The organism is Actinopolyspora mortivallis DSM 44261 (genome assembly GCF_000384035.1).
GTDB classification, from domain to species: Bacteria; Actinomycetota; Actinomycetes; order Mycobacteriales; family Pseudonocardiaceae; genus Actinopolyspora; species Actinopolyspora mortivallis.
In genome coordinates this window covers 1,636,399-1,660,146 of sequence record NZ_KB913024.1, presented here as the reverse complement: position 1 = coordinate 1,660,146, position 23,748 = coordinate 1,636,399, and the positions used below count along the sequence as shown (strand labels likewise).

Sequence of the window (23,748 nt, the reverse complement as noted above, 5' to 3'; positions counted from 1 at the left end):
GGAACCCTTCGAAGCACCGTTGTCGAACGAACCGGGAGAAAGAAACCACGACCGGGGGAAACAAAAACGTGACGGTGCCCGAGTACGTAGGGGGACTCGGGCACCGTCACGGGAAGTCACGCGAGGCCACGGCGCACGGCTGCGGGGGTGCACGGAACGGGTCCGAGAAAACCGGGATCGGTCACGGGGAGCACGTCCCGGCAGGATCGCCGGGAGACCGAGAGGCGAAACCGGTCCGTCACACCGTCACTGACGAGCCGTCGAGGACTGGGCACCGTTGGACGCGGTGGAACGGCGGGCACGCCGGGCGGACTTGCGCCGTTCGTCCGGAGTCATTCCGCCGAAGATGCCGAAGTCGAGACCGTGACTCTGCGCGTAGGCCAGGCATTCGGAACGGACCGGGCAGCTGGCGCACACTGCCTTGGCACGCTGTACCTGCTGCGCTCCGGGACCTACCTCGGATACCGGGAAGAACAGTTCCGGGTCCTGGTCGCGGCAGCTGGCGCGGTGCTGCCAGCCGGTGCTCATGGTGTCCATGGTGGGGCGCCTCCTTTCTCTTTTGGGCGCGGTCGTGTGCGTGTGGTCGGTTCTGGGTGCCTTTCGGCGTGTGAGTACATCGCGGCGGTGAAAAGGCCGCAGTCCGCCACCCCGTCGAACACGTCGACGGGGCAGGACAACGACCAGCCTCACCTGCAACGCTGTGGGACCGGGACCAGTTCCGCGCCGCACGGGTGTGTCCGCTCACAAGAACTCACACGATCGGCCTTCCGGAGGATCCGGGCGGGCGCGCTCGAAGGATTTCCAACCCCGTGGTTCGAAAAGAGGGCGCGCGTCATCCGTCCGGGACGCCCGTGGCCGGGTTTTCCTGTTGTCGTAACCACACCGGTTCCGCGGTCACCTGATTCCGCCAACGGGATTCCGCCGTCCGAAGCGACGACCTCAGCCCGTAACCGGATCCCACAGTAGCCACGTTTACCCCATTTGACCAGCGTCGCAGCCCGGTGTTTACCGCTTCGTCGGCCTGAAGACTCTCGGAGAGGCAGTCCACCCGGCAGCGCCGCGACTCACCCGTGCAACGCTGATCGTCTGCATCCTACACACGAATCCGCCTTCTCGTACACCGGTAATCACCAAATCGGAGGTGTGATGTCGCATTCTTTCCATCCGTCGGAGGACGGAAACACGGAGGCGGAACGGCCGCGGGCCGAACGGGCCGGTACCGGGAACGAACGGGGGGAGCAGCACACGGCCCTCACGGGAACACCGCGCTGATCCGCTCACTCGGACCCGGCCACAGCGCATCGGGCCCGGAGCACACCCGGAACGCTTTCGGCCAGCACCCGCGCCACATGGCGGTCCTCGGCGCTGTCGAACTCGTCCGTGATCACGGCCGTGCCCTCGTGCACCCGGACCGTCCAGCGTCCCTGCCCACCGAGGAAGGAAAGACGGTAGCTGATCTCCCGCGCCAGGAGGTCGTCGTTGCGTGCCAGGGTGCGCACGAGGTCGCGTCCGGTCACCATCCCGATCAGACGTCCGTCCTCGACGACGGGAACACTGCGGATCCGCTCCTCGAGAAGGACCTTCACCAGATCGGTCACATCGGTCTCCGGGTCGATGCCGGTGATACGCGGCGACATCAGTTCACCCACCACTCCCGGAGGAAGGTCGGCACGCCCCTCGGCGTCACTGGAGTACCGGGGGTCGCGGGGAAAGCGGTCCCGCACCAGGTCGAGTTCGGTCACCTCCCCGAGCACGTGGTCCTCGGAATCCACCACGGGCAACGCCGTCACCCCGTGTTCGACCAACAGACCCGCCGCGGTCTTCACCGGGGTGTCGGCCCGCGCCACCACACCCGGTTCGCTCATGACATCCCGCACCCGCATCGAGATCCCTTCACGTTTCTCCGCTTCCACTGCCGTGGAAGCCGCCCCAGAGCCTGCCGTAACTGTTCCACTCCCGTTCCCAGGCACGCCAGCGCAGACGGTCCAGAACCCAGCGTGTCCCCCAGAAGACCGCCGTGGAGCCGAACAACACCGCCAGCCAACAGCTGAGAACGGCCGCGCTCGCCTCCCGGAAAGCGGCGCTCTCGGTCAACGGGGCGGGGACCTTCCTTCCCTCCGCGTCGATCCAGATACGCACGCTCTCCCACTTCCGGGCCCCCGCCCGCACCGCCACGGTTCCGGTGCGGACCCGGCCGTCGGGCGAGCTCCAGGAGGCGGAGGCCTCCGTCATCGTGGAACCGCGTGCGCGGGGCACGGTGGCGACGGCGTCCTCCGTCAACACGGCCATCACCGGAGTTCTGGTGTTCTCCTGCTGCCGAGCCAGTCGGAGCTGTTCCGCGTAGGTCTGGGAGCCGATCACGAGCGAGACCGGCAGGCTCAGCACGGGCAGGAGCACCACGAAGACGAGCAGCACACCCTCGACCCTGTCCGAGACCCGCGCGAGCGGACTGGCTCCCGGGCGAAGCAGCCGCACGGCACGGAGAACGGACTCCCCCATCTCGCCGCCTTCCCTCTCCGAGGCTCCGCACGAACCAGGCGGATCCGAACAGCTGTCGTTTCCGTGCCCCGTTCACCCCGTACGGTTCGACGGTGTCGGTGCGTTTCCTGGACGCCGACGCAACGACCCCCACCAGCGATTCGTTCCCGCCCCCGCCCTGGCACCACCCGCCCGCGTCCGGCCCGGGAGCACAGCACTTCCCCACCGTGGGCGAACACCGGAGATGACACAACTCGACGCCCTCCGCCGCACACCAACGCCGCCGAGAACGAACCGCATCAGCTCCGGGCTGCCGTGTCCCACGGGCAACCGGCACCGGCACCCCGCCGACCAACGAGCCGGAGGCCGTCCGCGAGTTCCGCGCCGAGCGCGGCGAAACCGGCGTGCGCCACCAACCCCCGGCGCAGCGCCTTCACCGGAACAAGGGAAAACACGGAACCCCTCGCCGTGGAACCACGTAGGCGCGCACCAGACACAGCTTCGCCGAGTACCACGCAGCCTGGTGAGCCGCCCACACCGCGGCCGGCGTCGAGGAGTCCGAGCCGTCCACCCCGACCACGATCCGCGGTGTCGCGGAATCCGTCATGCCCCGATGCTCGCGCAGCAGTCGCCCGTTCACTCGTCCACGAACGGCTTTCTGTTCCCCTCCGCCCGATGCGGTGTCGGTGTGGGGACCGGTTCACTCGGCTCGGAGGTCCACCGTGACCGGATCGCTTCCGGTGGACTCGACCAGCAGGGTGGAGGAACCGGGTTCCGAGACCACCCGTCCACCCCGCACCGAGACCTCGTAGCCGTTCGGATAGTGCCGGTCCGACACGTAGATCTCGGTGGGGGCGGTGGCCGGTTCGGGCTGGTAGGTGTACTCGAACCGACCGGTTTCCGGGTCGAAGTCCATGGACTCCGGTGTTCCCGCCGTGGCTCGCGGGTAGGTCCGGACGAGTTGTTTTCCGAGTTCCCCTCCGAAGGGGTCCCCCCGTTCCTCGGCGGATCCGACCACACTCGTGTAGTGCCAGTAGTGCCAGCCCACGAACCTCTCGTCGGCCCGTTCCAGGGTGTTCGCCAGCACACGGGGATCACCGTCTCCGAACTCGGTGACCATGGCGGGAACGTTCGTCCGTGCGACGAAGTCGTCGGCGTGGGACCAGGTCAGCTCGTGCTGCGCCGGACAGGCTCCGACCAGTTCCTCCGGCAGTCCCAGGTAGGTGGCGGCCTGGCTGGCGAGGCAGTAGTCGTGGAAGGAGAACGCCACCCGCTCGTCGGTGATCGGTGGTGTCCACGGGGGATCGGCCATGTGGGTGGGCATCAGCTGGTTCCAGGTGACGTTGGGTTCCCAGAACACGGGTAGTTCCGGAGCCACGCCCCTGATCCGTTCGGTCAGTCGTTCGTGCACCGCCTGGTACTCGCGGTCGAAGGCCGGACATCCGGCGGGGAAGCATGTGGGGAAGGCCGTTCCCGGCCAGGGCTCGTTCAACAGCTCGACGCCGAGCACGGCGGGCTTGTCGGAGACCCTCTCGGCCAGTGCCGCCAACGCGTCCCCCAGGTGGTCGAGCACCCCGTTGCTGTTGTTCCAGACCTCGTCCCAGGCCCGGTTCATACTCGGCATCAGGTAGTACAGCGGAAAGCCCGGGTTCGGTTCCCCGGGAAACGGTCGGCTTTCGAGCGCCCACTCCGGGAAGCCGTTTCCACCCCAGATCTCGCTGAGTCCGTCCTGGTGGTTGTCGAGCAGCACGTGGATGCCCTCCGCACCGAGAACGTCCACCACGTGGGCGATACGGTCCAGATACCCTTCGTCCACTTCGCCACGGTTCGGCATCAGTCCGTCGAAGGACACGCCGAGACGGACGGTGTTGAACCCGTGTCCGGCCAACAGGCGGGCGTCCTCGGCCGTCACGGTGAAACCGTCCCCCGGTTGGACGTAGGGAGCGGTTTTGTCCACGTTGTTCACCCCGTGCAGCAGGACCCGGCGGTCGTGTTCGTCGAGGAACCACCGTCCCTGGATGCGCAACTCCCCCGCCCGCTGTCGGGACGGACTCTCGGCGTGGACCTGCGCCCCGGCGACCGACAACACGGCGGTGGCAGCCACGAGGGCCAGCGTGATCAGTCTTCTCATACCCGCTCCGTCACTGTCGGATAACGGGACAAACTGTATGAAAATTATTCATTTAATTCGACGGTGTCGTACCCCTGTCACCGGATCGGAGGTACGGAGCCGCCCGGGAGTTCACATTGTCGTTCCCGCGCACGAGCAGTACCGTGAGCACGGCGAACGACCTCACACCGTCCCCGCCGGGCGGACTTCCGTTCCGCAACCGCCCCGCACCGCGGATCTCCCCGACCACGACGCACGGCCACCGCGGGAACACCCCGAGTCAGCCCGCACGGGGATCCCACCCGACCCGGGAGGAGAGCATGGGTACCGAACCCGAACGAGTCGTGGTCGGAGTGGACGGTTCACCGGACTCCGAGGAGGCTCTGACCTGGGCGCTGCGCTACGCGCTCACCAACGACGCGGAGGTCACGGCGTTGGTCGCCTGGGCTCCTCCCGACTACCACGACCCACAGGCTCCCAAGGTCGACCGGGGTGGTGAGGAGAACGCCACCCGTCAACTGACGCGGGCGGTCACCGAGGCCCTCTCCCGTTTCGGAAGCGACCTGGAGATCGACAGACGAGTAGCACGCGGGTCGGCGACGCGGTCCCTGCTGGAGGCCAGCGCCGACGCGGACCTGCTCGTGCTCGGCTCCCGGGGCCACGGAGGTTTCCCCGGCGCCCTGCTCGGCTCGGTCACCCAGCACTGTGTCCACCACGCGGCCTGTCCCGTGGTCGTGGTCCGCGAACCCGTCGAATAGCCTCGGGGCGTTTTTCGCACACACCCGTCCGCGTGTCCGACTACCATGGTCCACGGGCCCCGGATCAGGCGAAAACCCGCCGCCAGCAGCGGAGACCACCGCTCCGACGAACTCGGGAGGGTGTCAGCGATGAACGCGGAACGTGCCGGAAAGGTCGTCGTCGGCTTCGAGGCACTCGAACACTCCCGGCACACGGTTCGCTGGGCCGCCTTCGAAGCGGCCAGCAGGAACCAATCCCTCCTGATCGTCCGGGCCATCCCCGTCCCGCTGGAGCAGTTCACCAGAATCCGCCTGCCCAGTGAGGCTGTGGAGTTCGAACCGCTGCGTACGGAGTCGGAGACCGAACTCGACGCCATGGCCACCGAGTGCACCCAGGAACTTCCCGACCTTCGGGTCCGCACCATGATGCGCATAGGGCATCCGGCCAAGATTCTCGGGGAGGCCACCGAGCCGGAGGACCTGCTGGTGCTGGGACCGCCGGACCAGGCCCAGCCCTGGCGGATACTGCTCGGTTCCACCTCCGCCGAGCTGGTTCGCACCGCCCGCACTCCCGTGGTGGTGGTACGGGGCGAACGGGAACTGAGAAGGATCACCACCAACCCGCGCGAATTCACCAGGGTGGTCGTCGGGGTCGACGGTTCCCGGGGCAGTTCCCGGGCGGTCCAGTTCGCCTACGAGTTCGCCTCACGTCACGGAGCGGAGCTGAGCGCACTGCTGTCCTGGAACGAGATCCGCAAGTACGCCGTCTCCCCGGCGGCCCGGCGCAGGCTCGACCAGAGCCAGGTGCACGAGACCTGCGAGAGGGTCCTCGCCGAAACCGTGGCCGATTGGCGCGAACGCCATCCGGAGGTCCCCCTGCACAGCGAGGTGGTCACCGACCAGGGAGCCGCGGACGCGCTGTTCTCCGCCTCCGAAGAGGCCGACCTGCTCGTGGTGGGAAGTCAGGGACGCGGGCCGATCCGGTCGAGTCTGCTCGGATCGGTCAGCTACGCCGTGGCCCACTACGCGCGTTGTCCCGTGGCCGTCGTGCACTGAAGCGGCAGTCGGACGCTCCGAGACCCCGCCGCCGGAACGGATGCGCGCTCAGCTGTGGAAATGCGCCGGTTGCCCCGTCGAACGCTCGACGTCGGCGATGGAGACGTCCAACAGCTGGTGCGACAGCTGTGACAACGCCCGGGCCGCGGCCAACTCCGCACCTATCTCGGGGACGTTGACGTCGTGCGGGTTTCTGCGCGCCAGCCCGTTACCGCGAATCTCCTCCCCACCCCGCCGTCTCAACCGGGCCTCGGCGTGGGTGCGGTCCTCGCGTTCGTCGATGTGGATCGTCACCGACCATTCCTCGGTCGCGATCATGATGCCCTCCCGATGTCACCGCGTCACCTTCGCCTGACCTGTCCGGGGACGGCGTCGGTGTCCGCCTCCTCCCCGTCCCGCGAAAACGGTTCCGCTCGGCCCTTCAACAGGATTCGTTCCGCCCTCTCCCGGTTGGACGAGCGCATCACGCGGAACGAAGCACACAACACCATGGTGAGCGCGGTCACACCCGCGGTGCAAGGAGTCCACCCTCGCCGGCGGGTGCGGAGGGAGACCAAAAGCGGTCACATATCAGATTCGGGTAGGTTCCCCCCTTTCCCGCCGGCTCCGCCCGCGCGAGTCTGGAGCCGACCGGTTCGACCACGGGAGGTGGACATGCTCGACCGGGACGAACGGCGCCGCCTCGACGAGATCGAACGACACCTGACCGGCGACGACCCCGGCCTCGCCGAACGCATGAACGGGCGGGCCTCACACCCCTCGTTCCGTGGAGCGCTGAGACCCAGAACGGCACTGGTCGTGTTCACCTACACGTGTGCCGCGTTGTGTCTGCTGCTCGGCGAGGGAGGCGGATTCTTCCTCGGCGTGGCCCTGGCGACCGCGCTGATCGCACTGCACGACTGGCGCGTGTACGCCGTGTAATCGCCCACTCGGGTGGGACGGACCACCCGAACTCCCCGACGAGTTGCCGGGAGGGGGCCGAGCGTGGTCAACCGCGCGCGGGTTTCCTTCCCGTCACCACGCTCAGCGCCACCAGGGCGATCAGCACTCCCCCGGTCATGGTCATGGCCATGGCGGGACCGTCGTTGCCGAGCACCCCGACGATCGGTGCCATGAAGGCACCGAGACCGAACTGGACCGCCCCCAACAGCGCGGCGGCGGTGCCTCCGGAGTCGCCGTGTCGTTCCAGCGCCAGCGCCGGGGCGTTCGGCAGTACGAAACCGACGGCTCCGAGCATGAACAGCAACGGGACGAAGAAACCGACCAGTCCTCCGAGCCCGAGTACGGAGACCGTGGTGAGCACGGCTCCGGCCACCGTCGCCGTCGCCAGGGCGCCGAACACGATCTGACGCGGAGCGAGCCTGCGCAGCAGCACCACGTTGAACTGGGTGGCCGCGATGATCGTCAGCGCTCCGAGCCCGAACACCAGCCCGAACTGTTGCTGGTTCAACCCGAACTGCTCCTGCAGCACGAAGGAGGCGCCCGAGATGTAGGAGAACAGGGCGGACATTCCCAGCGCGGCCACCAGGATCATCACCATGAACTGACCGTCGGTCAGCAGACGGCGGTAGGAACCCAGTACGGGTCGCATCCCTCCCCGGTGACGCCGTTCCGGCGGCAGGCTCTCCCGCAACGCGAGCACGGCCAGCACCAGCAGTACCGCCCCGAGGGCGGCCAGCACGGCGAACACCCCGCGCCAGGACAGCCGTAGCAGGATGATGCCGCCCAGGGTCGGGGCGAGGATCGGCGCGGCACCGTTGACCAGCATCAGTCTGGACAGGGTGGTCGCGGCGGTGCGACCGGTGAACAGGTCGCTGACCGAGGCCAGGGCCACCACCATGGCCGAGGCACCGCCCACTCCCTGGAGTACGCGCAGGAGCCCGAGGAGCACGATGTTCGGTGCCACCAGGCACAACAGCGAGGCGACGACGTGCAGGGAGATTCCCAGGATCAACGGGAGCCGCCTCCCCGCCGCGTCGGAGAAGGGGCCGATCGCGAGTTGGCCGAGACCGAGTCCCAACAGCGTCCCGGTCAGGGTCAGTTGGGTGGCCGAGGAACCCGCGTTCAGGCTGTCCCCGATGGCCGGTAGGGCGGGCAGGTACATGTCGATGGTCAGCGGGACCAGGGCCACCAACGCCCCCAGTACGAGGATGATCCGGGCTCTGGCCCAGCCTGTGGGCTCGGAGGCTCGCGCACTGGTCGAGGTGGACGTGCTGTGCTCTGCGAGTTTTTCCATCACGACCTTCCGGACGGGAACACGAAATGACAGGAGTGCCATCTTCGGCAGCGAATGCGAGGAACGTTTTATTCCCGTCGCGCACCCGTCCCACCCGTTTTCCCGACGTCACCTCGCGCTCCCTGCGGTGCACGGCCACGAACGATAGAATCTCCCGTCGCGCGGATGGAAGATCCGGGACGACGGGGGCGAGGTGCGCGCATGGCCGAACAGGGACACGGTCACCCCCACACCGCCGACCGGGACACCGACCGACGCCACCTGGGGGCGGCGCTGGCCGTGATAGCGCTGTTCATGCTCGCCGAGGTCGCCGTCGGGATCTACGCCTCCTCCCTCGCGCTGCTCTCCGACGCGGCCCACATGCTCACCGACGCCGGAGCCCTGGCCCTGGCTCTGCTGGCCTCCGGACTCGCCCGCAGACCGGCGAAGGGGGCCTACACCTTCGGCCTCAAAAGAGCCGAAATACTGTCGGCCCAGATCAACGGCATAACACTGTTCGTGCTGGTCGTCTACTTCGTCGTCGAGGGCGTCCGGCGACTGTTCGAACCACCCCACGTGGCCGGGACCCCGGTTCTGGTCACGGCACTGGTCGGGATCGTGGTCAACCTGGTGGCGACCTGGCTGATCAGCAGGGGGAACCGGCGCAGCCTCAACGTCGAGGGGGCCTTCCAACACATCCTCAACGACCTCTACGCGTTCGTCGCCACGGCCGTGGCCGGTCTCCTCGTCATGCTCACCGGGTGGACCAGGGCGGACGCGGTCGCCGCGTTGCTCATAGCGGCGCTCATGGCCCGCGCCGGTTACGGTCTCGTCCGGGACTCGGCCCGCGTCTTCCTGGAAGCCGCTCCGAAGGGGATCGACCCCGAGTCCCTGGAGGGGGAGATCCGGGAAGTCGACGGAGTGGTCGACGTACACGAGCTGCACGTCTGGGAAGTGACCTCGGGATTTCCCGCCCTGTCGGCCCATGTCCTCGTGGCGGAGGAACGGGACTGCCACGAGCGCAGAACCGAGGTCGAGCGACTGCTGCTCGAACGCCACGGCATCCGCCACACCACGTTGCAGGTCGACCATCACCAGGACTTCCTGCCCACCGACTCGCTGTTCCCCCGCGAGTCCGGGCGGGACGAGGGAACCGGCCCCGCGTGATCCCCCGGGGGAACGAGAGTCGGCGGTGGAATCCTCAGGGGAGGACCCCGGTGAGCACGGTCACCCTCTCCTCGGTCAGGTCGGTCATGGCCGCGCGGACCCCCTCCCGACCGACCCCGGACTCCTTCACTCCCCCGTAGGGCATCTGGTCGGCCCGGAAACTCGGCACGTCACCGACGATCACGCCTCCCACCTCCAGTTCGGAGGACGCCCGGAACGCCAGCCCCACGTCCCGGGTGAAGATCCCGGCCTGCAGGCCGTAGCGGGAGTCGTTGATCCGCTCGAAGGCCTCCCGCTCCGACTCCACGGGTTCGACCACCATCACCGGGCCGAACACCTCCTCGGCGACGACCTTCTCCTGCGGAGGGACTCCGGTGAGCACCGTGGGTTCGTAGGTCGAGCCGTGCCGCACCCCGCCGGTGAGCACCCGTGCCCCCGCGCGAACGGCCTCGTCCACCCAGTGCTGCACCCTCTCGGCGGCCTCCCGGTCGATCAGCGGCCCCACCCTGGTGTCCTCCGCGCGGGGATCTCCGGATCCCTGGGACTCCACGGCCTTGACCAGCCTGGGCAACACGTCCTCGTACAGCTCGCGGTGGACGAACACGCGCTGCACCGACACGCACGACTGCCCCGCCTGGTACATCGCGAACGTGGCGATCCGCTCGGCCGCGTAGTCCGTGTCCGTCCAGTCCCGGTGCACGTACACGGCCGCGTTCCCCCCGAGTTCGAGGGTGACGTGTTTCCGCGGCGCGGAGTCCCTGATCCCCCACCCCACGGGCCCCGAACCGGTGAAGGACACCACGGGAAGACGCGGGTCGGCCACGAGTTCGGCGGCCTTGGTGTCAGCCACGGGCACCAGCGACCACGCTCCCGCGGGGAGTTCGGTCTCGGCCAGCAGCTCGCCCAGTCGCAGGACGGTCAACGGCGTCTTCGGAGCCGGTTTGAGCACGATGGGAGCTCCCACGGCCAGGGCGGGGGCCAGTTTGTGCACCGCCAGGTTCAGCGGGAAGTTGAACGGGGAGATGCCGAGCACCGGCCCGCGGGGAACCCCGCGCACCAGGGCCAGCCTGCCCTCCGTTCCCGGTTCGGTGTCCAGACGCTGCATCCGCCCGGACCAACGTCGTGCCTCCTCCGCGGCCCATCCGAAGGTCGACACCGCCCGGTTCACCTCGGCACGGGACCAGAAGAGCGGTTTTCCGCTCTCCGCGGTGATCAGCTCGGCGAACTCCTCGGAACGTTGCCGCAGCAGGGAACGTACGTGGTCGAGCGCATCGGCTCTGGAGTGTGCGGGCAGGGTCGCCGTCCGCCGAGCACCGACATGAGCGGCGGCCACCGCCCGTTCGACGTCGTCCTCGGTGGCCCAGTACGCCGTACCCGCCGTGGCGCCGTCCCACGGGCTGGTCACCGCGAAGGACTCCTCGCCTGTCCTGTACGTGCCTGCCACCCAGTATCCGGTGTGCATGGTCCTCCTCGTCTCGGTCGTCCCGACGCTACGGCGGCCGCGCTCACCCCGGACATCGCCGGTTCGTCCAAGAACGGAGGAGGAACTCGCCAGAACGGCACGCTGTGCTCTCCGAAGCACGACGGGCACCACCCGGCGCGGGAGGTCTCGCCGTCGGAACGAAACGTACCGACGCGCCCCTCCCTCACCCCGCGTCGTCCAGCAGCTGCAACGCCAGCCACAGTTCCGCGCGCACCCCGGCCTGGTCCAGATCCCGTCCGAGTAGTGACTCGACCCTGCGGATCCGGTTGCGGAGGGTGTGCCGATGCAGTCCCAGCCGTTTGGCAGCGGGATCCCACTGCCCGTTATGGGCCAGCCAACCACGCAGGGAGACCAGCAACTCGTCCCGTCCCCGCAGCGGCCACAACAGGGACTCGGCGAACCCCACGGCGCGTTCGGCGGGAAGCAGCTCCAACAGCCCCCGTCCGGCCAGTTCGGTGAACCACACCGCGCCCCCGCCGTCCGAGGCGGCGGCCACGGCCTGTCGGGCCTGTCGCAGGGCGGTGGGAAGCCCGTCCTGTCCGCACGGCTCCGAGACACCGATCCGCACGTCCCGTCGTTTTCCGAGACGGCCGGGAAGGTTCGCGGAAGCCGGGGCCAGCGCCACGACGTCCCCCTCGTACTCGGCGGCGTACACCTCCTCCCCGTCCGACTCCGCCTCAAGCAGCCGCAGCGACTCCTCCGCCGGTTGGGAACCGTGCAGCACCAGCACCCGTACCGGCCACGCCGGGAACTCCGCCCCCAGGTCGTCCAACGCCGCCCAGGCGGGCGCGCCGGACAACAGCGTCCGCAGGAAGGCCGTGTGCAGTCTCCCCCGCGCACTCCACAACGTCTCCGCCTGCCGCAGGGCGAGCGTCACCAACGAGGCCGTGGAGTTGATCACATGGTGATCCGTGGTGCCGAAGGGGCTGTCCCGTCCCACGACCAGCGTTGCGCCGCCGCGGGTTCCCAGTTCCTGGATGCCGATCCACTGCTCGGCCAGTTCGAGCACGAGCGCTCCCCGGCCCCGTCCCCGGCGCAGTCTGCGCAGCCAGGGCTCCAGCTCACGAACGGAGATGCCCGCCCCATCGGGGGCCGAGTGCAGCACGGTGCCCGCCTCGTCCAGCAGCAGTACCCACCCGTCGAGCAGGGAGGCCAGTTTGTGCACCACACCGGAGAGACCTCTCCTGCCGGCCGCGGCACCGGCCAGTTCGTGCTGCGCCCGGCTCGTTCGCCGCAGGTCCTCGTACTCGTCGGCGGCCAACGCCCGGGAGACCGCCTTGCTGATCGCGATGAACGGGGTTCGACGTGGTACCGCGAGCAGCGGCAGTCCCCGGCGGGAAGCTGCCTCGACCAACTCCGGTGGCATCCCGGTGTGACTGACGTCCACACCGAACCCGAGCCCCGCCACCCCTGCCCCGACGAGCCGCTCCACGTACTCCTCCCACGCGGCTCCGCCCAGCATCAGCCCCGTGGTCAGCAGCAGCTCCCCGCCCTCCAGAAAAGGAGTGGGATCGGCCAGCTCGCTGGTGTGCACCCACGAGATCGGACCCTGCGTCCCCTCCGGAACCCCGTAGGGGGTGAGTCCCAACTCCGGATCACCGACCAGGTCACGCACTGTCAAGGGCACTCGGCAACAGCTCCAAACAGTCCATCGAAAAACCCTCGTCTGGCCGTTTCGTCCACTGCACGGTACGGCCATACCCCGGAAGCTGTCCCCGAACACCTCACGACCGATCGGAGACGGCCATGACCACGTTCGCGACCGGAACGGAAGACACCACGCGGAAACGGGTACTGCGGACCGAGATTCCCGGACCGAGGTCGCGCGAACTACAACGGCGTCGCGCGGACACCGTGGCCGCGGGGGTGGGAAGCACCCTGCCCGTGTACGTCACGGGCGCCGACGAGGGGGTGCTGCACGACGTGGACGGCAACACCCTGATCGACCTGGGATCGGGAATCGCGGTGACCAGTGTGGGAAACGCCGCCCCCGAGGTGGTGGAACCTCTCCGTACCCAGGCGGCCGAGTTCACTCACACCTGCTTCATGGTGACTCCCTACGAGAACTACCTGGCTGTCTGCGAGGAACTGGCCACCCTCACCCCTGGCGAGCACGAGAAGCGCTCGGCACTGTTCAACTCGGGAGCGGAGGCGGTGGAGAACGCCGTCAAGATCGCCCGGGTGGCCACCGGACGACAGGCCGTCGTGGTCTTTGACCACGCCTACCACGGACGCACCAACCTCACCATGGGCATGACCGCCAAGTCGGTGCCCTACAAGCACGGCTTCGGCCCCTTCAGCAGCGAGATCCACCGGATGCCGATGTCCTACCCCGCCCGGGACGCGACCAGCGGGCCGGAGGCCGCGCGGCGGGTCCTCGACCGGGTCGAGAAACAGATCGGCGGGGACGAGGTCGCGGCCGTGGTGATCGAACCGATCCAGGGAGAGGGGGGCTTCGTCGAACCCGCCGCCGGATTCCTTCCCGAGCTGTCCCGGTGGTGCGCGGAGAACGGGGCGGTCTTCGTCGCCGACGAGATCCAGACCGGGTTCTGCAGGACCGGAACCTGGTTCGCCTGTGAGCACGAGGGGGTGGTTCCCGACCTGATCACCACGGCCAAGGGGATCGCCGGTGGTATGCCCCTGGCCGGGGTCACCGGCCGCGCCGAGATGATGGACTCCGTCGCCCCCGGTGGTCTCGGCGGCACCTACGGGGGAAACCCGGTTGCCTGCGCCGCGGCGTTGGGCGCCATCCGCGCGATGCGCGAACGGGACCTCGCGGGGGCGGCCAGGGAGATCGAACGCCGTGGTCTGAGCAGACTGCGCTCGTTGTCACAACGCAGTGACCGGGTTCTGGAGGCTCGGGGCAGAGGAGCGATGCTGGCTCTGGAACTCGTACGCCCCGACGGAGGCGAGCCCGACCCCGAACTCACCTCCCGGGTGGCCAGGGCCTGCCACGCCCGGGGCGTCGTGGTGCTCACCTGCGGCACCCACGGCAACGTGCTCCGGTTGCTGCCGCCGTTGGTCATTGACCCCGCCCTGTTCGACGAGGGACTCGACGTGCTCGAACAGTCCCTGTTCGAGCAGACGGGCTGAGGGGACAGCGACCGCCCGGTTCGTCGTGCGCGACGAACCGGGCACGGGAACCGACCGTCCCGGACGGGCACGGCCGCGTGGTTCTTTCGGCCTGTTCCCGGAGGCGGGGCCGCACGGGGGGTGCCGTGCGGCCGACTTCCGACTCAGACGTGTTCCAGTTCCGCGTCGTAACGCCCCTGACGGGCGGCACCGTTGAGCCTGGCCCGGTGCGCCAGTACACGCTGGGCGCTGTCGACGTTCTCGGCACGTCCTACCCACTCCTGCAGGGTGGGGGCCAACAGACCCCGACCGAAGGAGAAGGTCACCTGCCACGGCAGCGGTCCGAGCTGGTTGATCGCGTTGAGGTTGACGGTGGCCTCCTCGTCACCCTGGCCACCCGACAGGAAGGCGATCCCCGGTACCGCCGAGGGAACGGTGCGCCGGAGCGTACGCACGGTCGCCTCGGCGACCTGCTCCGTCTCCGGCTGCCGGGGGCACTCCTTGCCCGCCACCACCATGTTCGGTTTGAGCACCATGGACTCCAGCTCGACGCCCTGCTTGGCGAGCTGTTCGAAAACCTCGCGCAACGTCCGGGTCGTGGCCGTCTCGGCGTCCTCCAGGGAGTGGTCGCCGTCCATCAGCACCTCGGGCTCGACCATCGGCACCAGTCCCGCTTCCTGGGACAACGCGGCGTAGCGGGCGAGCGCGTGGGCGTTGACGTGGATGGCGTAGTCGCTGGGGTGGCCGTTGCCGATGTCCAGCACCGCACGCCACTTGGTGAACTTCATGCCCATGCCGGCGTACTCGGTGAGCCGGTCACGCAGCCCGTCCAGTCCCTCGGTGATCTTCTCCCCGTCGCTACCCGCGAGAGGCTTGGCACCCTTGTCCACCTTGATCCCCGGCAGGATGCCGTTCTCCTCGGCGACCTTGCGCAGAGGCACACCCCCCGAGGACTCCTGGCGCACCGTCTCGTCGAACAGGATCACGCCACTGATCGCCTCCCCCAGACCGGGAGTGGAGACGATCAGTTCGCGGTACTGACGTCGTGTTTCCTCGGTGGAGTCGAGACCGACCGCGTGCAGCCGCTTCTCCATCGTACCGGTGCTCTCGTCGGCGGCGAGAATACCTTTGCCCGGTGCAACCATCTCTCGCGCGATCAACCGCATGTCGTCGCTGAACACGGTGCGTTCTCTCCTTCGAGTGTGGCTGTACGTCCTTCTCGGGCGGCGATCGCCCGGACCGGATTCACTGTCAAGCGTGACAGATGCGGCCCGCGGATTCCGAACCCAATCACCTTGAATCGAATCAGACCGCTCGGAATCGAATCAGTAGAGTCGCATTCATCTCACTCGGACAGGTAAGCATTCACGCCGGAAAGAGCAACGGAGACGAAAAGGACTCGCCTTCCTTGGGACGGCATTCCCTCCGCGACGGGGTTATTGGTCTAAACAATTGTTCCCCACCGGAGAGCCGGCCCACCTCCCCGTCACACCGGCGAAGGACCGCTGTCGATAGCGTCCGGTGGTTGTCGGTGGAAGTACCGATTCAGTCCGGTTCCACCCCCGACGGGACGGACCCGAACCGGGCTCCGCCACCGCAGAGACGTCCCCGACACCGACGAGGAGTGACAGTGAGCGACCCCCACACTTCCGGAGACCGTGGTTGGCTGGCCAGGGAACGGGGCAGACTGCTCGACTTCGCCAGCGCGGCCAGGGACCCCCGAGGGGGGTTCTCCTGGTTGGACGAATCCGGAAACCCGGACCCACAACGCCCGGTGGAGACCTGGATCACCGCGCGGATGACCCATGTGTTCGCCCTCGCCCAGCTCACGGACGTCCCGGACGCGGCCGAGTTCGTCGACCACGGCGTGGCGGCGCTGCGCGGACCACTGTACGACCATTCCCACGGCGGATGGTTCAGCAGCACGACGGATCCCACCAAGGGGGCCTACGAACACGCCTTCGTCGTACTGGCCGCCGCCAGCGCCACGGCGGCGGGGCATCCCCACGCCGGAACGCTGCTGGAGGAGGCCCTGCGCGTGGTCGAGTCCGGATTCTGGGAGGAACGGACGGGACTGTCGCTGGAGAGCTGGGACCGGCGGTGGCTTTCCACCGAGCAGTACCGGGGAGCCAACAGCAACATGCATCTGGTGGAAGCCATGCTCGCCGCGGGCGACGTCATCGGTGAACGGGTCTGGCACGAACGCGCGCTGCGCACGGCCGGAACGCTGATCGACGAGGTCGCCCGAACCCACGCATGGAGGCTTCCGGAACACTTCACCCCGGAATGGGAGCCCGACCCCGAGTACAACCGGGAGCGTCCGCACGATCCGTTCCGCCCCCACGGCACGACGGTGGGGCACTGGCTGGAATGGGCGCGGCTGTTGCTGCACATCGAGGCATCCTTCGGCCAGGCGGCCCCGAACTGGCTGATCTCCGACGCCAGGAACCTGTTCGAGGCGGCCCTACAGCACGGCTGGCACGCCGACGGACACCCGGGCTTCGTCTACACCCTCGACTGGCAGGACAGGCCCCAGGTGCGGGAGCGCATGCACTGGGTGATCGCCGAGGCGATCCTGAGCGCCGACGCGCTGTACCAGCGCACCGGGGAAACCTACTACCGACAGTGGTACACCGCCTTCTGGGACTTCGCCCGGGCCAGGCATCTCGACCGCTCGGCGGGAAGCTGGCACCACGAGCTCTCCCCGGACGGCCGGGTCTCCCGCTCGGTGTGGTCGGGCAAACCGGACGTGTACCACGCCTACCAGGCGACGCTGTTCCCCGAGCTACCGCTGTCCCCGGTCGCCGCGGTGGCACTGCGCGACGGTCTCGGTGAACCCGGAGAGCGGGAGGGTGATCGGAGCACGGGATAGTCCACCTCGCACGCGGAACCGAAAAATCCTTTTCCCGCGAAAAAAATCCCCCGAGAAAGAACCGGCGGGGTGCGACGGTGTGCGCCAGGACATCGCCACCCCGCGACGGTCCCCAATCCGGAGGAGAACAACGATAACACGAACGAGAAAAATCTCCGAATAATTATCCAGGCGAACAATCGAAGTGTCACGGCACCGCATCACTGCCCGAACAAGGGCGGTGAACGAAAATTGACAGATCGTTCACCTCGTTTTCCCCGGACGGGAACAAAACCGCTTAGGGTGACCACGGCGAGCTTCGAAAAGGGGAGGAGACCGTGGCACTCACGACAACGACACGAGGGGAACACGTCCCCACGCGAACCGGGGGAGGATGGATCCGTCACTGGGATCCCGAAGACCCCTCGTTCTGGAGGAGAACCGGCAAGCGAACCGCCTGGAAGAACCTGGTGCTGTCCGTGCTGGCCGAGCACCTGGGGTTCAACGTGTGGACCCTGATGAGCGTGGTGGTGGTCGGACTCGACGAGGCCGGATACGCCTTCACCGTGGGACAGAAGTTCTGGCTGCTCATCCTGCCCAACCTGGTCGGGGCGTTGTTACGCGTTCCCTACACCTTCGCCGTCCCCAGGTTCGGTGGGAGGGGGTGGACCACCACCAGCGTGACCCTGCTGCTGATCCCCTGCGGGATGCTGGCCCTCGCCGTCGTCAACGAGAACACCCCGTACTGGTTCTTCGTGCTCACGGCCGCGACCATGGGGGTCGGTGGAGGAAACTTCTCCTCCTCCATGACCAACATATCCTTCTTCTTCCCGGAGAGCAGGAAGGGGCTCGCCCTGGGAATCAACGCCGCGGGCGGAAACATCGGGGTCGCGGTGAGCCAGCTTCTGGTCCCGTTCGTCATACACCTGGGAACCGGCGTCCAGCTCTCCTACGCCGCACTCATGTGGATGCCCTTCATCATCGTCGTCGCCGCCTGTTCGTGGACGTTCATGAACAGCCTTTCCACGGCCAGACCGGACAACGGTTCCTACCGGGAGGCGGTCACCAGCAGACACACCCCGACTCTCTCGTTGCTCTACGTGGGAACCTTCGGCTCGTTCATCGGATTCTCCTTCGCCTTTCCGTCACTGACCGAACTGGCCTTCCCCGAATTCTCCTCTCTGGTGGGTATCACCTTTCTGGGCGCACTGATCGGAGCGCTGACCCGTCCGCTGGGCGGCTGGGTTTCCGACCGGTTCGACGGAGCCAGGATCACTCTCTGGAACTTCTGTGCCCTGGCGCTGGGAACCCTCGGAATCATGGGGGGAGTCGGAACGGACAGCTTCGCCCTGTTCTTCGGTTCCTTCGTGCTGGTGTTCGCGCTGACCGGCATCGGGAACGGTTCCACCTACCGCATGATCCCTCCCGTGTTCACCGCGGAGGCCCTCGCCCGAGCCGCTCACACCGGGGAGCCCACGGACTCCGCCCTGGCCCGGGCAAAACGTCGGTCCGGAGCCGTGATCGGAGTGGTGGGTGCGGTCGGCGCGCTGGGGGGAGTGCTGATCAACCTGGTGTTCAAACTCTCCCTTCAGGCCACGGGCGGTCTGCTCCCCGCCCTGGTCTTCGTCCTGCTCTTCTTCGGGTGCTGCGCGACCGTCACGTGGCGGTACTACGTGCGTCCCGGTTCCTCCCCCGAGCGGCCTTCCCCGGACACCCTCCAACGGCAGACCACCGTGTGACACGACCGGATCACCGGTTAACGACGTGGAAACGCGGGCGATCCGGCCACGACATCCCATCGCACCAGCGTGGTGGACGAGCACGGAGGGGAACAGCCGAGCGTGACCGAGCTCCCCTGCCCGGAGAGGTCGGGGACCGGAGCCGGAGCCGAGCGGAAACGAGGAGATGACGACGACACCGCGCCGTGAACGAGCCCTGTCCGGATTCATCGTGGGAACCACGACGGCTCGCCGCGCCGAGGAGCTGGAAGCCATGCTGCTTCGACGCGGAGCGGAGATACGGCATGCCCCGGCCACGAGCATCCTTCCGTTGACCGAGGAGGGGGAGCTGTTCGAACGGACCCGCTCGCTGTTGGAGGATCCCCCGGACACTGTCGTGGTCACCACCGGTATCGGTTTCCGCGGCTGGTTGGAGGCCGCGGAGTGGTGGGGAACGGCCACCGAGGTGAGTGCCCGACTGGCTTCGGCGCGGATCCTGACCAGAGGCCCGAAGGCCACCGGGGCCGTACGCGCCGCGGGGCTCTTCGAGTCCTGGTCCCCGGAGACCGAGAACACCTCGGAGATACTGGCCCACCTGCTCGAGGAGAACCCGCGGGGACGGCGGGTGGCCGTTCAACGGCACGGCCGGCCCATGCCGGAGTTCACCACGAGGCTGCGCACGGCGGGAGCCGAGGTGATCGAGCTTCCGGTCTACCGCTGTTGCGGCCCGCGCGACCCGGTGCCCCTCTCCCGGCTGGTGGAGTCCGCCGTCACACGCCAACTGGACTCGGTCGTGTTCACCAGTGCCCCCGCCGTGGTGAACACGCTCGAACTGGCCGAGAACACCGGCCGGGGGAAGGCGCTGATCGAGGCGTTGCGCCACCACGTACTCACCGCCTGTGTGGGGCCGGTGTGCGCGGCACCGCTGGAGAGACTCGGTGTTCCCGTCGTACTTCCGGAGCGCCCCCGCTTGGGAGCGCTCGTGCGCTCGCTCGACGAGATCCTGCCCCACCGGACTCGCAGCCTGCGTGTCAACGGCAGACATCTCGAACTGCGCGGCGGGAGGGTGTGGTTGGAGGGAGAGCCGCGGCACGTCCCCCCTGGTTCCACGGCCCTGCTGCACAAACTGGCCGAAGTCCCGGGGCGGGTGTTCAGCAGGGAGGAACTCGCCGAGGTGCTGCCGAACGGAGGACGTGCCCACGCCGTGGAAATGGCCGTCGGACGACTGCGTACGGCACTGGACGACGAACGGATCGTACAGACCGTGGTCAAACGCGGTTACCGACTCGCCCTGGACGAGACCGAGATGCGAAACCGTCACGAATCCCGTCGCTCCTGACGGTTCTTCGGGAGGGAGACCCGTTCTCCTCGTTCCGGGAACGGATCTCCCCAACGGTGTCTCCGGACGTCTCCGGCAGAAAAGCACGTCCTCGGACACGGTTTCTTTCGCCCACGGCGTAGCACTTCGGGAAAGAGTTCGTTCCTTCGACGTGAAGAAATCTTCTGGGTGAGCCGGAAACTCCTGCCGAGTGCCGAAAAACCCCGACGTTTCCTTCCCCGAAGGATCCGTGGGAGCACGGCCGGAACCGGGACCACGTATCACCGGAAACACTCCCCAGATCGACGTCCACGGAATCTCTCGCCCGGTTCTCGGAGAACACCGCGGTTTCCGGCACCCGGACAAATCGTCTCGGGTCATCCCGGAAACGGATTCCTCCCCGCCCCTCGGCGGGAAAGCTCAGTCATCCCCTCAGTCTCGTCCTCGGCCGCCGGCGGAGGACGCGTCCCGTCATCCGCTCACTTGCGTGGGAATCCCGCCGGCGACGCGCACCTCCACGACCACCTCGACGGCCGTTCTGCCCCCCTGTTCGAGGACGATCCGCACCCGTCCCGTCTCCTCCACCTCACACACCCGGACGAAACAGGCCTGCCCCAGTTCGACGTAGTGGTGAAAACGGGACTCCATGCCCACCGGAATCACTTTGTGCGGGTGGTACACGGAGCAGGCGGCCTGTCGCACCGCCTCCAAGGCCGTCATTCCCGGCACGTGATCCACGGGATGGTCGAACAACACCGGATGGTTGCGCCCGTCCCGTAACAGCCACGTGTTCTCCTCCTCCGTGGGAGCCAACAGCACGTCGGAGGAACAACTGCGTCCGAATCGCTGCGGAGAATCCGTTTCGGGAGTCACCACACTCTCGACGTCGGCGAAATCACCCGCTCCGGCCCGTAACCGGGCGTAGGCGGCGGGAGAGATACAGTAGTAGGGAAGCATGGCCCGCCCCAGAAGAGCTCCGTTCCGATAGCCGATGACCCGCATGTCCGCCCCGGCGAACGTTTTCCCTCGCCGTTTGACGTTGGTGCAGTTCACCTCCAGCACGACGTGGGCCGGAGCGTCGGCGAGCGACAGCTCGGAACAGTCCACCTCGTAGTCCAGGGTGTCCATGGCGAACTGGTGCCCGTAGGGAACTCCGAATCCGATGTGTCCCACGACGAGACCGGCCTGGCGTACCGCCTCGACGAACAGGAAGGGGTCGTGGACTCCCTCGACGGGGCCGTACAGGGCGTGTGCGCGGGGTAACTGCGCCCCCAGCACGAAGGCGTTCTCCCCTCGTTCTCCGTAACTGGTGACCAGCACTTCCGTGTTGGCCGCCCGGTGCACCCAGTGGCGCGGAAGACTCTGGTCGAACGAGACGAGCGGGTCCTGGCCGGTGTTCACGGCGGCGGTGTCGAACGCGATGGTTGCGGTCACGAGTCCTCCAACACAGATAAAGATACCTACCGCGCGGTTTAAATCCTTGCCCTGAGGATAAGGACCGGTCAGTCGGTTTTTCAAGAGTGTTCCGCTAGTCTACGGGGGAAACTTCCGGCGAACACTCCAAACCGTTCGCCCCGGGTTCGACGAGATTGGCTGGCGGACCGTGGACCTCGAACAGCACTCCCCCCTGCCGGAACACCACCGCGAGATACGCCTGAGGGAGCACCCCGACGGCACGTCCGTGGCGGACGCGCTCGAACTGGTCGAGACGCCGCTTCCCTCCCCCGGCCCGGGACAGGTGGTGGTACGCAACGAGATCATGAAGATCACCGCGGCCATGTACACCATGGCCACGGCATCCGACCTGCCCATGCCCTCCTACGAACCGGGACGCCCCCTGTGGGGCACCGCGGTCGGCAGAGTGGTGGCGTCCGCCCCGGACAGCGGGGTGGAGGTGGGAACACGACTGGTGCACGAACAGGGATGGCGGGAATACGCGCTGCTCGGAAACACGCAGCTCCGTGAGCACCCGTCGCTTCCGGAGGTCTCCGACCCGGCAGTACTGCTCGCCCACGGCGCCCCCGCATGGGCGGCGCTCACCCGCCTCGCACGAGTCCGTGAGGCGGACACGGTCTTCGTCAGCGGGGCGGCGGGAGGTGTCGGCAGCATGGCGGGCCAGATCGCCCGCAGGCTGGGAGCGGGACGAGTCGTGGGCAGCACCGGTTCCGCGTCCAAAGCCGACCGGTTGTGCCGGGAACTCGGATACGACTCGGTCGTGCTGCGCGGATCCGGTTCCGTGGCCGAGCGGTTACGGGACACCGTCCCCGAGGGAGTGGACGTCGTCTGCGACACCGTGGGGGGCGAACAGCTGGAGGCCGCCCTGTCCCTGGCACGCACGGGAGCACGGGTGGTGCTGCTCGGGGCACTGTCCGGTCAACTGGGCGGAGACGGCCTCGAGGCCCCGGTACGTCTGGACTCCGCACAGCTGATCCGACGACGCGTCGAACTGCACGGATTCTCGTTGCGAGATCATCCGGACGCCGAGACCGAATGGAGGAACGAGTTCACCGCGGGACTCCAGACCGGGGAGTTCGGCTTCCCCCACACGCGGGCGTACGGTCTCGAACGGGCGCCGGAAACGCTCCGTGGGTTGGTGGAGGGCCGTCATTTCGGCACGGTGCTGGTCGAACTGTGAACACACCCCCGAGAACGAACTCGCCCCTCCCACCTGGAGGGGCTCCTCCCCGCACCTCCGGACGGGACTCAGGTGGGGGAGACGACGTCCTCGCGTATGTCGCTGAGTGTCTCCTCGGCACACTCCTCCGTGCCCTGGGGACGGATCCACCCCAACACCCCGGGAACGGCGATTCCGGGCAACAGGTGGCGCCACAGCCCCTCGACACGGTGACAGATGTCGGCGCGGTTCGTCGCCGCCTGGGAGAACAGCTGCACACCGAGGTAGGAGGCCACGAACATCTCGGCCGTATCCTTGGGGTCCACCGTCGGAAGGAGCTCGTTGGCCTCCTTGGCCGCGGCGAACAGGGAACGGAACACCTCCGTCCAGTGCTCGTAGGGAACGATCGGCTCCTCACCGAACCCGGTTTCCACCGCGATGCGGGTTCCCGCCTGCAACAGTGGGTCGCTCTGCAGGGATCGCGCGACGCGTTGGGACAGATCGATCGCGTCCTGCAGTCGGGACATCGTCCTCGGGACGGCCGATATACTGGTCTGTTCCTCGATCACGGCCTCGGCCAGGGCCTGTTTGGACGGAAAATGGAAGTACATCGCCCCCTTGGTTACCCCGGCGTGGGCGAGGATCTCGGCGATCGTCGCCCCCTCGTATCCACGTGCGGCGATCACTTCCGCTCCGGCCCGCAGCACCAGGGCCCGCGTCCGTACCGCACGTTCCTGCTTAACCACACTCTCCTCCACTACGAACCAGGCTGTTCCACCCGGAATCCGGGCGGACACACCGCACAACCACGTCGAAGGTATCAATCCAACCGGGCGGTACTTTCCGCTGTCGAGCCTCGTGGACAAGCCCGAGCGAAGCAGGAACCACCTCGGGCATCCGCTGCCCGCACCGAACCGGCATACCCTCGG

General features: G+C 67.7%; 21 protein-coding genes. 9 read left to right on the top strand and 12 right to left on the bottom strand.

Annotation, left to right across the window (positions count from 1 at the left end; genetic code table 11):
* Positions 1 to 246: 246 nt before the first annotated feature.
* The 5 genes from ACTMO_RS0108040 to ACTMO_RS0108015 all read right to left on the bottom strand — a co-directional run bounded on the left by ACTMO_RS0108040 (position 247) and on the right by ACTMO_RS0108015 (position 4,609).
* The gene (locus tag ACTMO_RS0108040; protein ID WP_019854169.1) at positions 247 to 537 is read right to left on the bottom strand and encodes a WhiB family transcriptional regulator; all 291 of its coding nucleotides are present in this window, start codon (positions 535 to 537) and stop codon (positions 247 to 249) included.
* Positions 538 to 1,277: 740 nt separating this feature from the next.
* On the bottom strand, positions 1,278 to 1,865 hold the full coding sequence (locus tag ACTMO_RS0108030; protein WP_181188253.1) for a CBS domain-containing protein: 588 nt from the start codon (positions 1,863 to 1,865) through the stop codon (positions 1,278 to 1,280).
* A gap of 28 nt (positions 1,866 to 1,893) precedes the next feature.
* Positions 1,894 to 2,499: an Rv1733c family protein gene (locus ACTMO_RS20730; protein WP_019854166.1), complete on the bottom strand. Its 606-nt coding sequence runs from the start codon at positions 2,497 to 2,499 to the stop codon at positions 1,894 to 1,896.
* Positions 2,500 to 2,911: 412 nt separating this feature from the next.
* The gene (locus tag ACTMO_RS0108020; RefSeq protein ID WP_157062839.1) at positions 2,912 to 3,085 is read right to left on the bottom strand and encodes a universal stress protein; all 174 of its coding nucleotides are present in this window, start codon (positions 3,083 to 3,085) and stop codon (positions 2,912 to 2,914) included.
* A 93-nt stretch (positions 3,086 to 3,178) separates the two neighbouring features.
* Positions 3,179 to 4,609 (bottom strand): endoglycoceramidase I, encoded by a 1,431-nt coding sequence (locus ACTMO_RS0108015; protein WP_019854164.1) that lies wholly within the window; start codon positions 4,607 to 4,609, stop codon positions 3,179 to 3,181.
* Between the two features lie 299 nt (positions 4,610 to 4,908).
* Here ACTMO_RS0108015 and ACTMO_RS0108010 point away from each other — a divergent pair, with 299 nt between their 5' ends.
* Both ACTMO_RS0108010 and ACTMO_RS0108005 read left to right on the top strand, forming a co-directional pair.
* Positions 4,909 to 5,346, top strand: coding sequence for a universal stress protein (locus ACTMO_RS0108010; RefSeq protein ID WP_019854163.1), 438 nt, complete (start codon positions 4,909 to 4,911; stop codon positions 5,344 to 5,346).
* Positions 5,347 to 5,475: 129 nt separating this feature from the next.
* Positions 5,476 to 6,381: a universal stress protein gene (locus tag ACTMO_RS0108005; protein ID WP_019854162.1), complete on the top strand. Its 906-nt coding sequence runs from the start codon at positions 5,476 to 5,478 to the stop codon at positions 6,379 to 6,381.
* A 48-nt stretch (positions 6,382 to 6,429) separates the two neighbouring features.
* Here ACTMO_RS0108005 and ACTMO_RS0108000 read toward each other — a convergent pair whose 3' ends face one another.
* Positions 6,430 to 6,699 carry a DUF1876 domain-containing protein gene (locus ACTMO_RS0108000; protein ID WP_019854161.1) on the bottom strand — a complete coding sequence of 90 codons (270 nt, stop codon included), beginning with the start codon at positions 6,697 to 6,699 and terminating at the stop codon, positions 6,430 to 6,432.
* Between the two features lie 336 nt (positions 6,700 to 7,035).
* Between ACTMO_RS0108000 and ACTMO_RS0107990 the strand changes: the two genes are divergently transcribed.
* Positions 7,036 to 7,302 (top strand): DUF3040 domain-containing protein, encoded by a 267-nt coding sequence (locus ACTMO_RS0107990; RefSeq protein ID WP_019854159.1) that lies wholly within the window; start codon positions 7,036 to 7,038, stop codon positions 7,300 to 7,302.
* 67 nt (positions 7,303 to 7,369) lie between these two features.
* Here the strand turns inward: ACTMO_RS0107990 and ACTMO_RS0107985 are convergent, their stop codons facing one another.
* Positions 7,370 to 8,617, bottom strand: coding sequence for a multidrug effflux MFS transporter (locus ACTMO_RS0107985; RefSeq protein ID WP_019854158.1), 1,248 nt, complete (start codon positions 8,615 to 8,617; stop codon positions 7,370 to 7,372).
* 201 nt (positions 8,618 to 8,818) lie between these two features.
* On the opposite strand from ACTMO_RS0107985, the gene ACTMO_RS0107980 reads away from it, so the two are divergent.
* Positions 8,819 to 9,763 carry a cation diffusion facilitator family transporter gene (locus ACTMO_RS0107980; protein WP_019854157.1) on the top strand — a complete coding sequence of 315 codons (945 nt, stop codon included), beginning with the start codon at positions 8,819 to 8,821 and terminating at the stop codon, positions 9,761 to 9,763.
* A gap of 34 nt (positions 9,764 to 9,797) precedes the next feature.
* On the opposite strand, the gene ACTMO_RS0107975 is transcribed toward ACTMO_RS0107980, so the two are convergent.
* Positions 9,798 to 11,225, bottom strand: coding sequence for an aldehyde dehydrogenase family protein (locus ACTMO_RS0107975; protein WP_019854156.1), 1,428 nt, complete (start codon positions 11,223 to 11,225; stop codon positions 9,798 to 9,800).
* A 184-nt stretch (positions 11,226 to 11,409) separates the two neighbouring features.
* Positions 11,410 to 12,861 (bottom strand): PucR family transcriptional regulator, encoded by a 1,452-nt coding sequence (locus tag ACTMO_RS0107970; protein ID WP_019854155.1) that lies wholly within the window; start codon positions 12,859 to 12,861, stop codon positions 11,410 to 11,412.
* A gap of 131 nt (positions 12,862 to 12,992) precedes the next feature.
* On the opposite strand from ACTMO_RS0107970, the gene gabT reads away from it, so the two are divergent.
* On the top strand, positions 12,993 to 14,339 hold the full coding sequence (gabT, locus tag ACTMO_RS0107965) for a 4-aminobutyrate--2-oxoglutarate transaminase (RefSeq protein WP_019854154.1): 1,347 nt from the start codon (positions 12,993 to 12,995) through the stop codon (positions 14,337 to 14,339).
* Positions 14,340 to 14,482: 143 nt separating this feature from the next.
* Here gabT and ACTMO_RS0107960 read toward each other — a convergent pair whose 3' ends face one another.
* Entirely contained in the window at positions 14,483 to 15,499 is a 1,017-nt protein-coding gene (locus tag ACTMO_RS0107960) for a class I fructose-bisphosphate aldolase (RefSeq protein WP_019854153.1), read from the bottom strand.
* A 449-nt stretch (positions 15,500 to 15,948) separates the two neighbouring features.
* Here ACTMO_RS0107960 and ACTMO_RS0107955 point away from each other — a divergent pair, with 449 nt between their 5' ends.
* The 3 genes from ACTMO_RS0107955 to ACTMO_RS0107945 all read left to right on the top strand — a co-directional run bounded on the left by ACTMO_RS0107955 (position 15,949) and on the right by ACTMO_RS0107945 (position 20,226).
* The gene (locus ACTMO_RS0107955; protein WP_019854152.1) at positions 15,949 to 17,190 is read left to right on the top strand and encodes an AGE family epimerase/isomerase; all 1,242 of its coding nucleotides are present in this window, start codon (positions 15,949 to 15,951) and stop codon (positions 17,188 to 17,190) included.
* A gap of 317 nt (positions 17,191 to 17,507) precedes the next feature.
* Positions 17,508 to 18,908: an MFS transporter gene (locus tag ACTMO_RS0107950; RefSeq protein ID WP_019854151.1), complete on the top strand. Its 1,401-nt coding sequence runs from the start codon at positions 17,508 to 17,510 to the stop codon at positions 18,906 to 18,908.
* Between the two features lie 166 nt (positions 18,909 to 19,074).
* Complete coding sequence (locus ACTMO_RS0107945) at positions 19,075 to 20,226, top strand: uroporphyrinogen-III synthase (protein ID WP_019854150.1); 1,152 nt, start codon at positions 19,075 to 19,077, stop codon at positions 20,224 to 20,226.
* Positions 20,227 to 20,676: 450 nt separating this feature from the next.
* On the opposite strand, the gene ACTMO_RS0107940 is transcribed toward ACTMO_RS0107945, so the two are convergent.
* Positions 20,677 to 21,639: a ScbA/BarX family gamma-butyrolactone biosynthesis protein gene (locus tag ACTMO_RS0107940; RefSeq protein ID WP_019854149.1), complete on the bottom strand. Its 963-nt coding sequence runs from the start codon at positions 21,637 to 21,639 to the stop codon at positions 20,677 to 20,679.
* Positions 21,640 to 21,808: 169 nt separating this feature from the next.
* On the opposite strand from ACTMO_RS0107940, the gene ACTMO_RS0107935 reads away from it, so the two are divergent.
* Complete coding sequence (locus ACTMO_RS0107935) at positions 21,809 to 22,840, top strand: MDR family NADP-dependent oxidoreductase (RefSeq protein WP_019854148.1); 1,032 nt, start codon at positions 21,809 to 21,811, stop codon at positions 22,838 to 22,840.
* A 68-nt stretch (positions 22,841 to 22,908) separates the two neighbouring features.
* Here ACTMO_RS0107935 and ACTMO_RS20725 read toward each other — a convergent pair whose 3' ends face one another.
* On the bottom strand, positions 22,909 to 23,565 hold the full coding sequence (locus tag ACTMO_RS20725) for a ScbR family autoregulator-binding transcription factor (RefSeq protein ID WP_033401810.1): 657 nt from the start codon (positions 23,563 to 23,565) through the stop codon (positions 22,909 to 22,911).
* Positions 23,566 to 23,748: the final 183 nt, after the last annotated feature.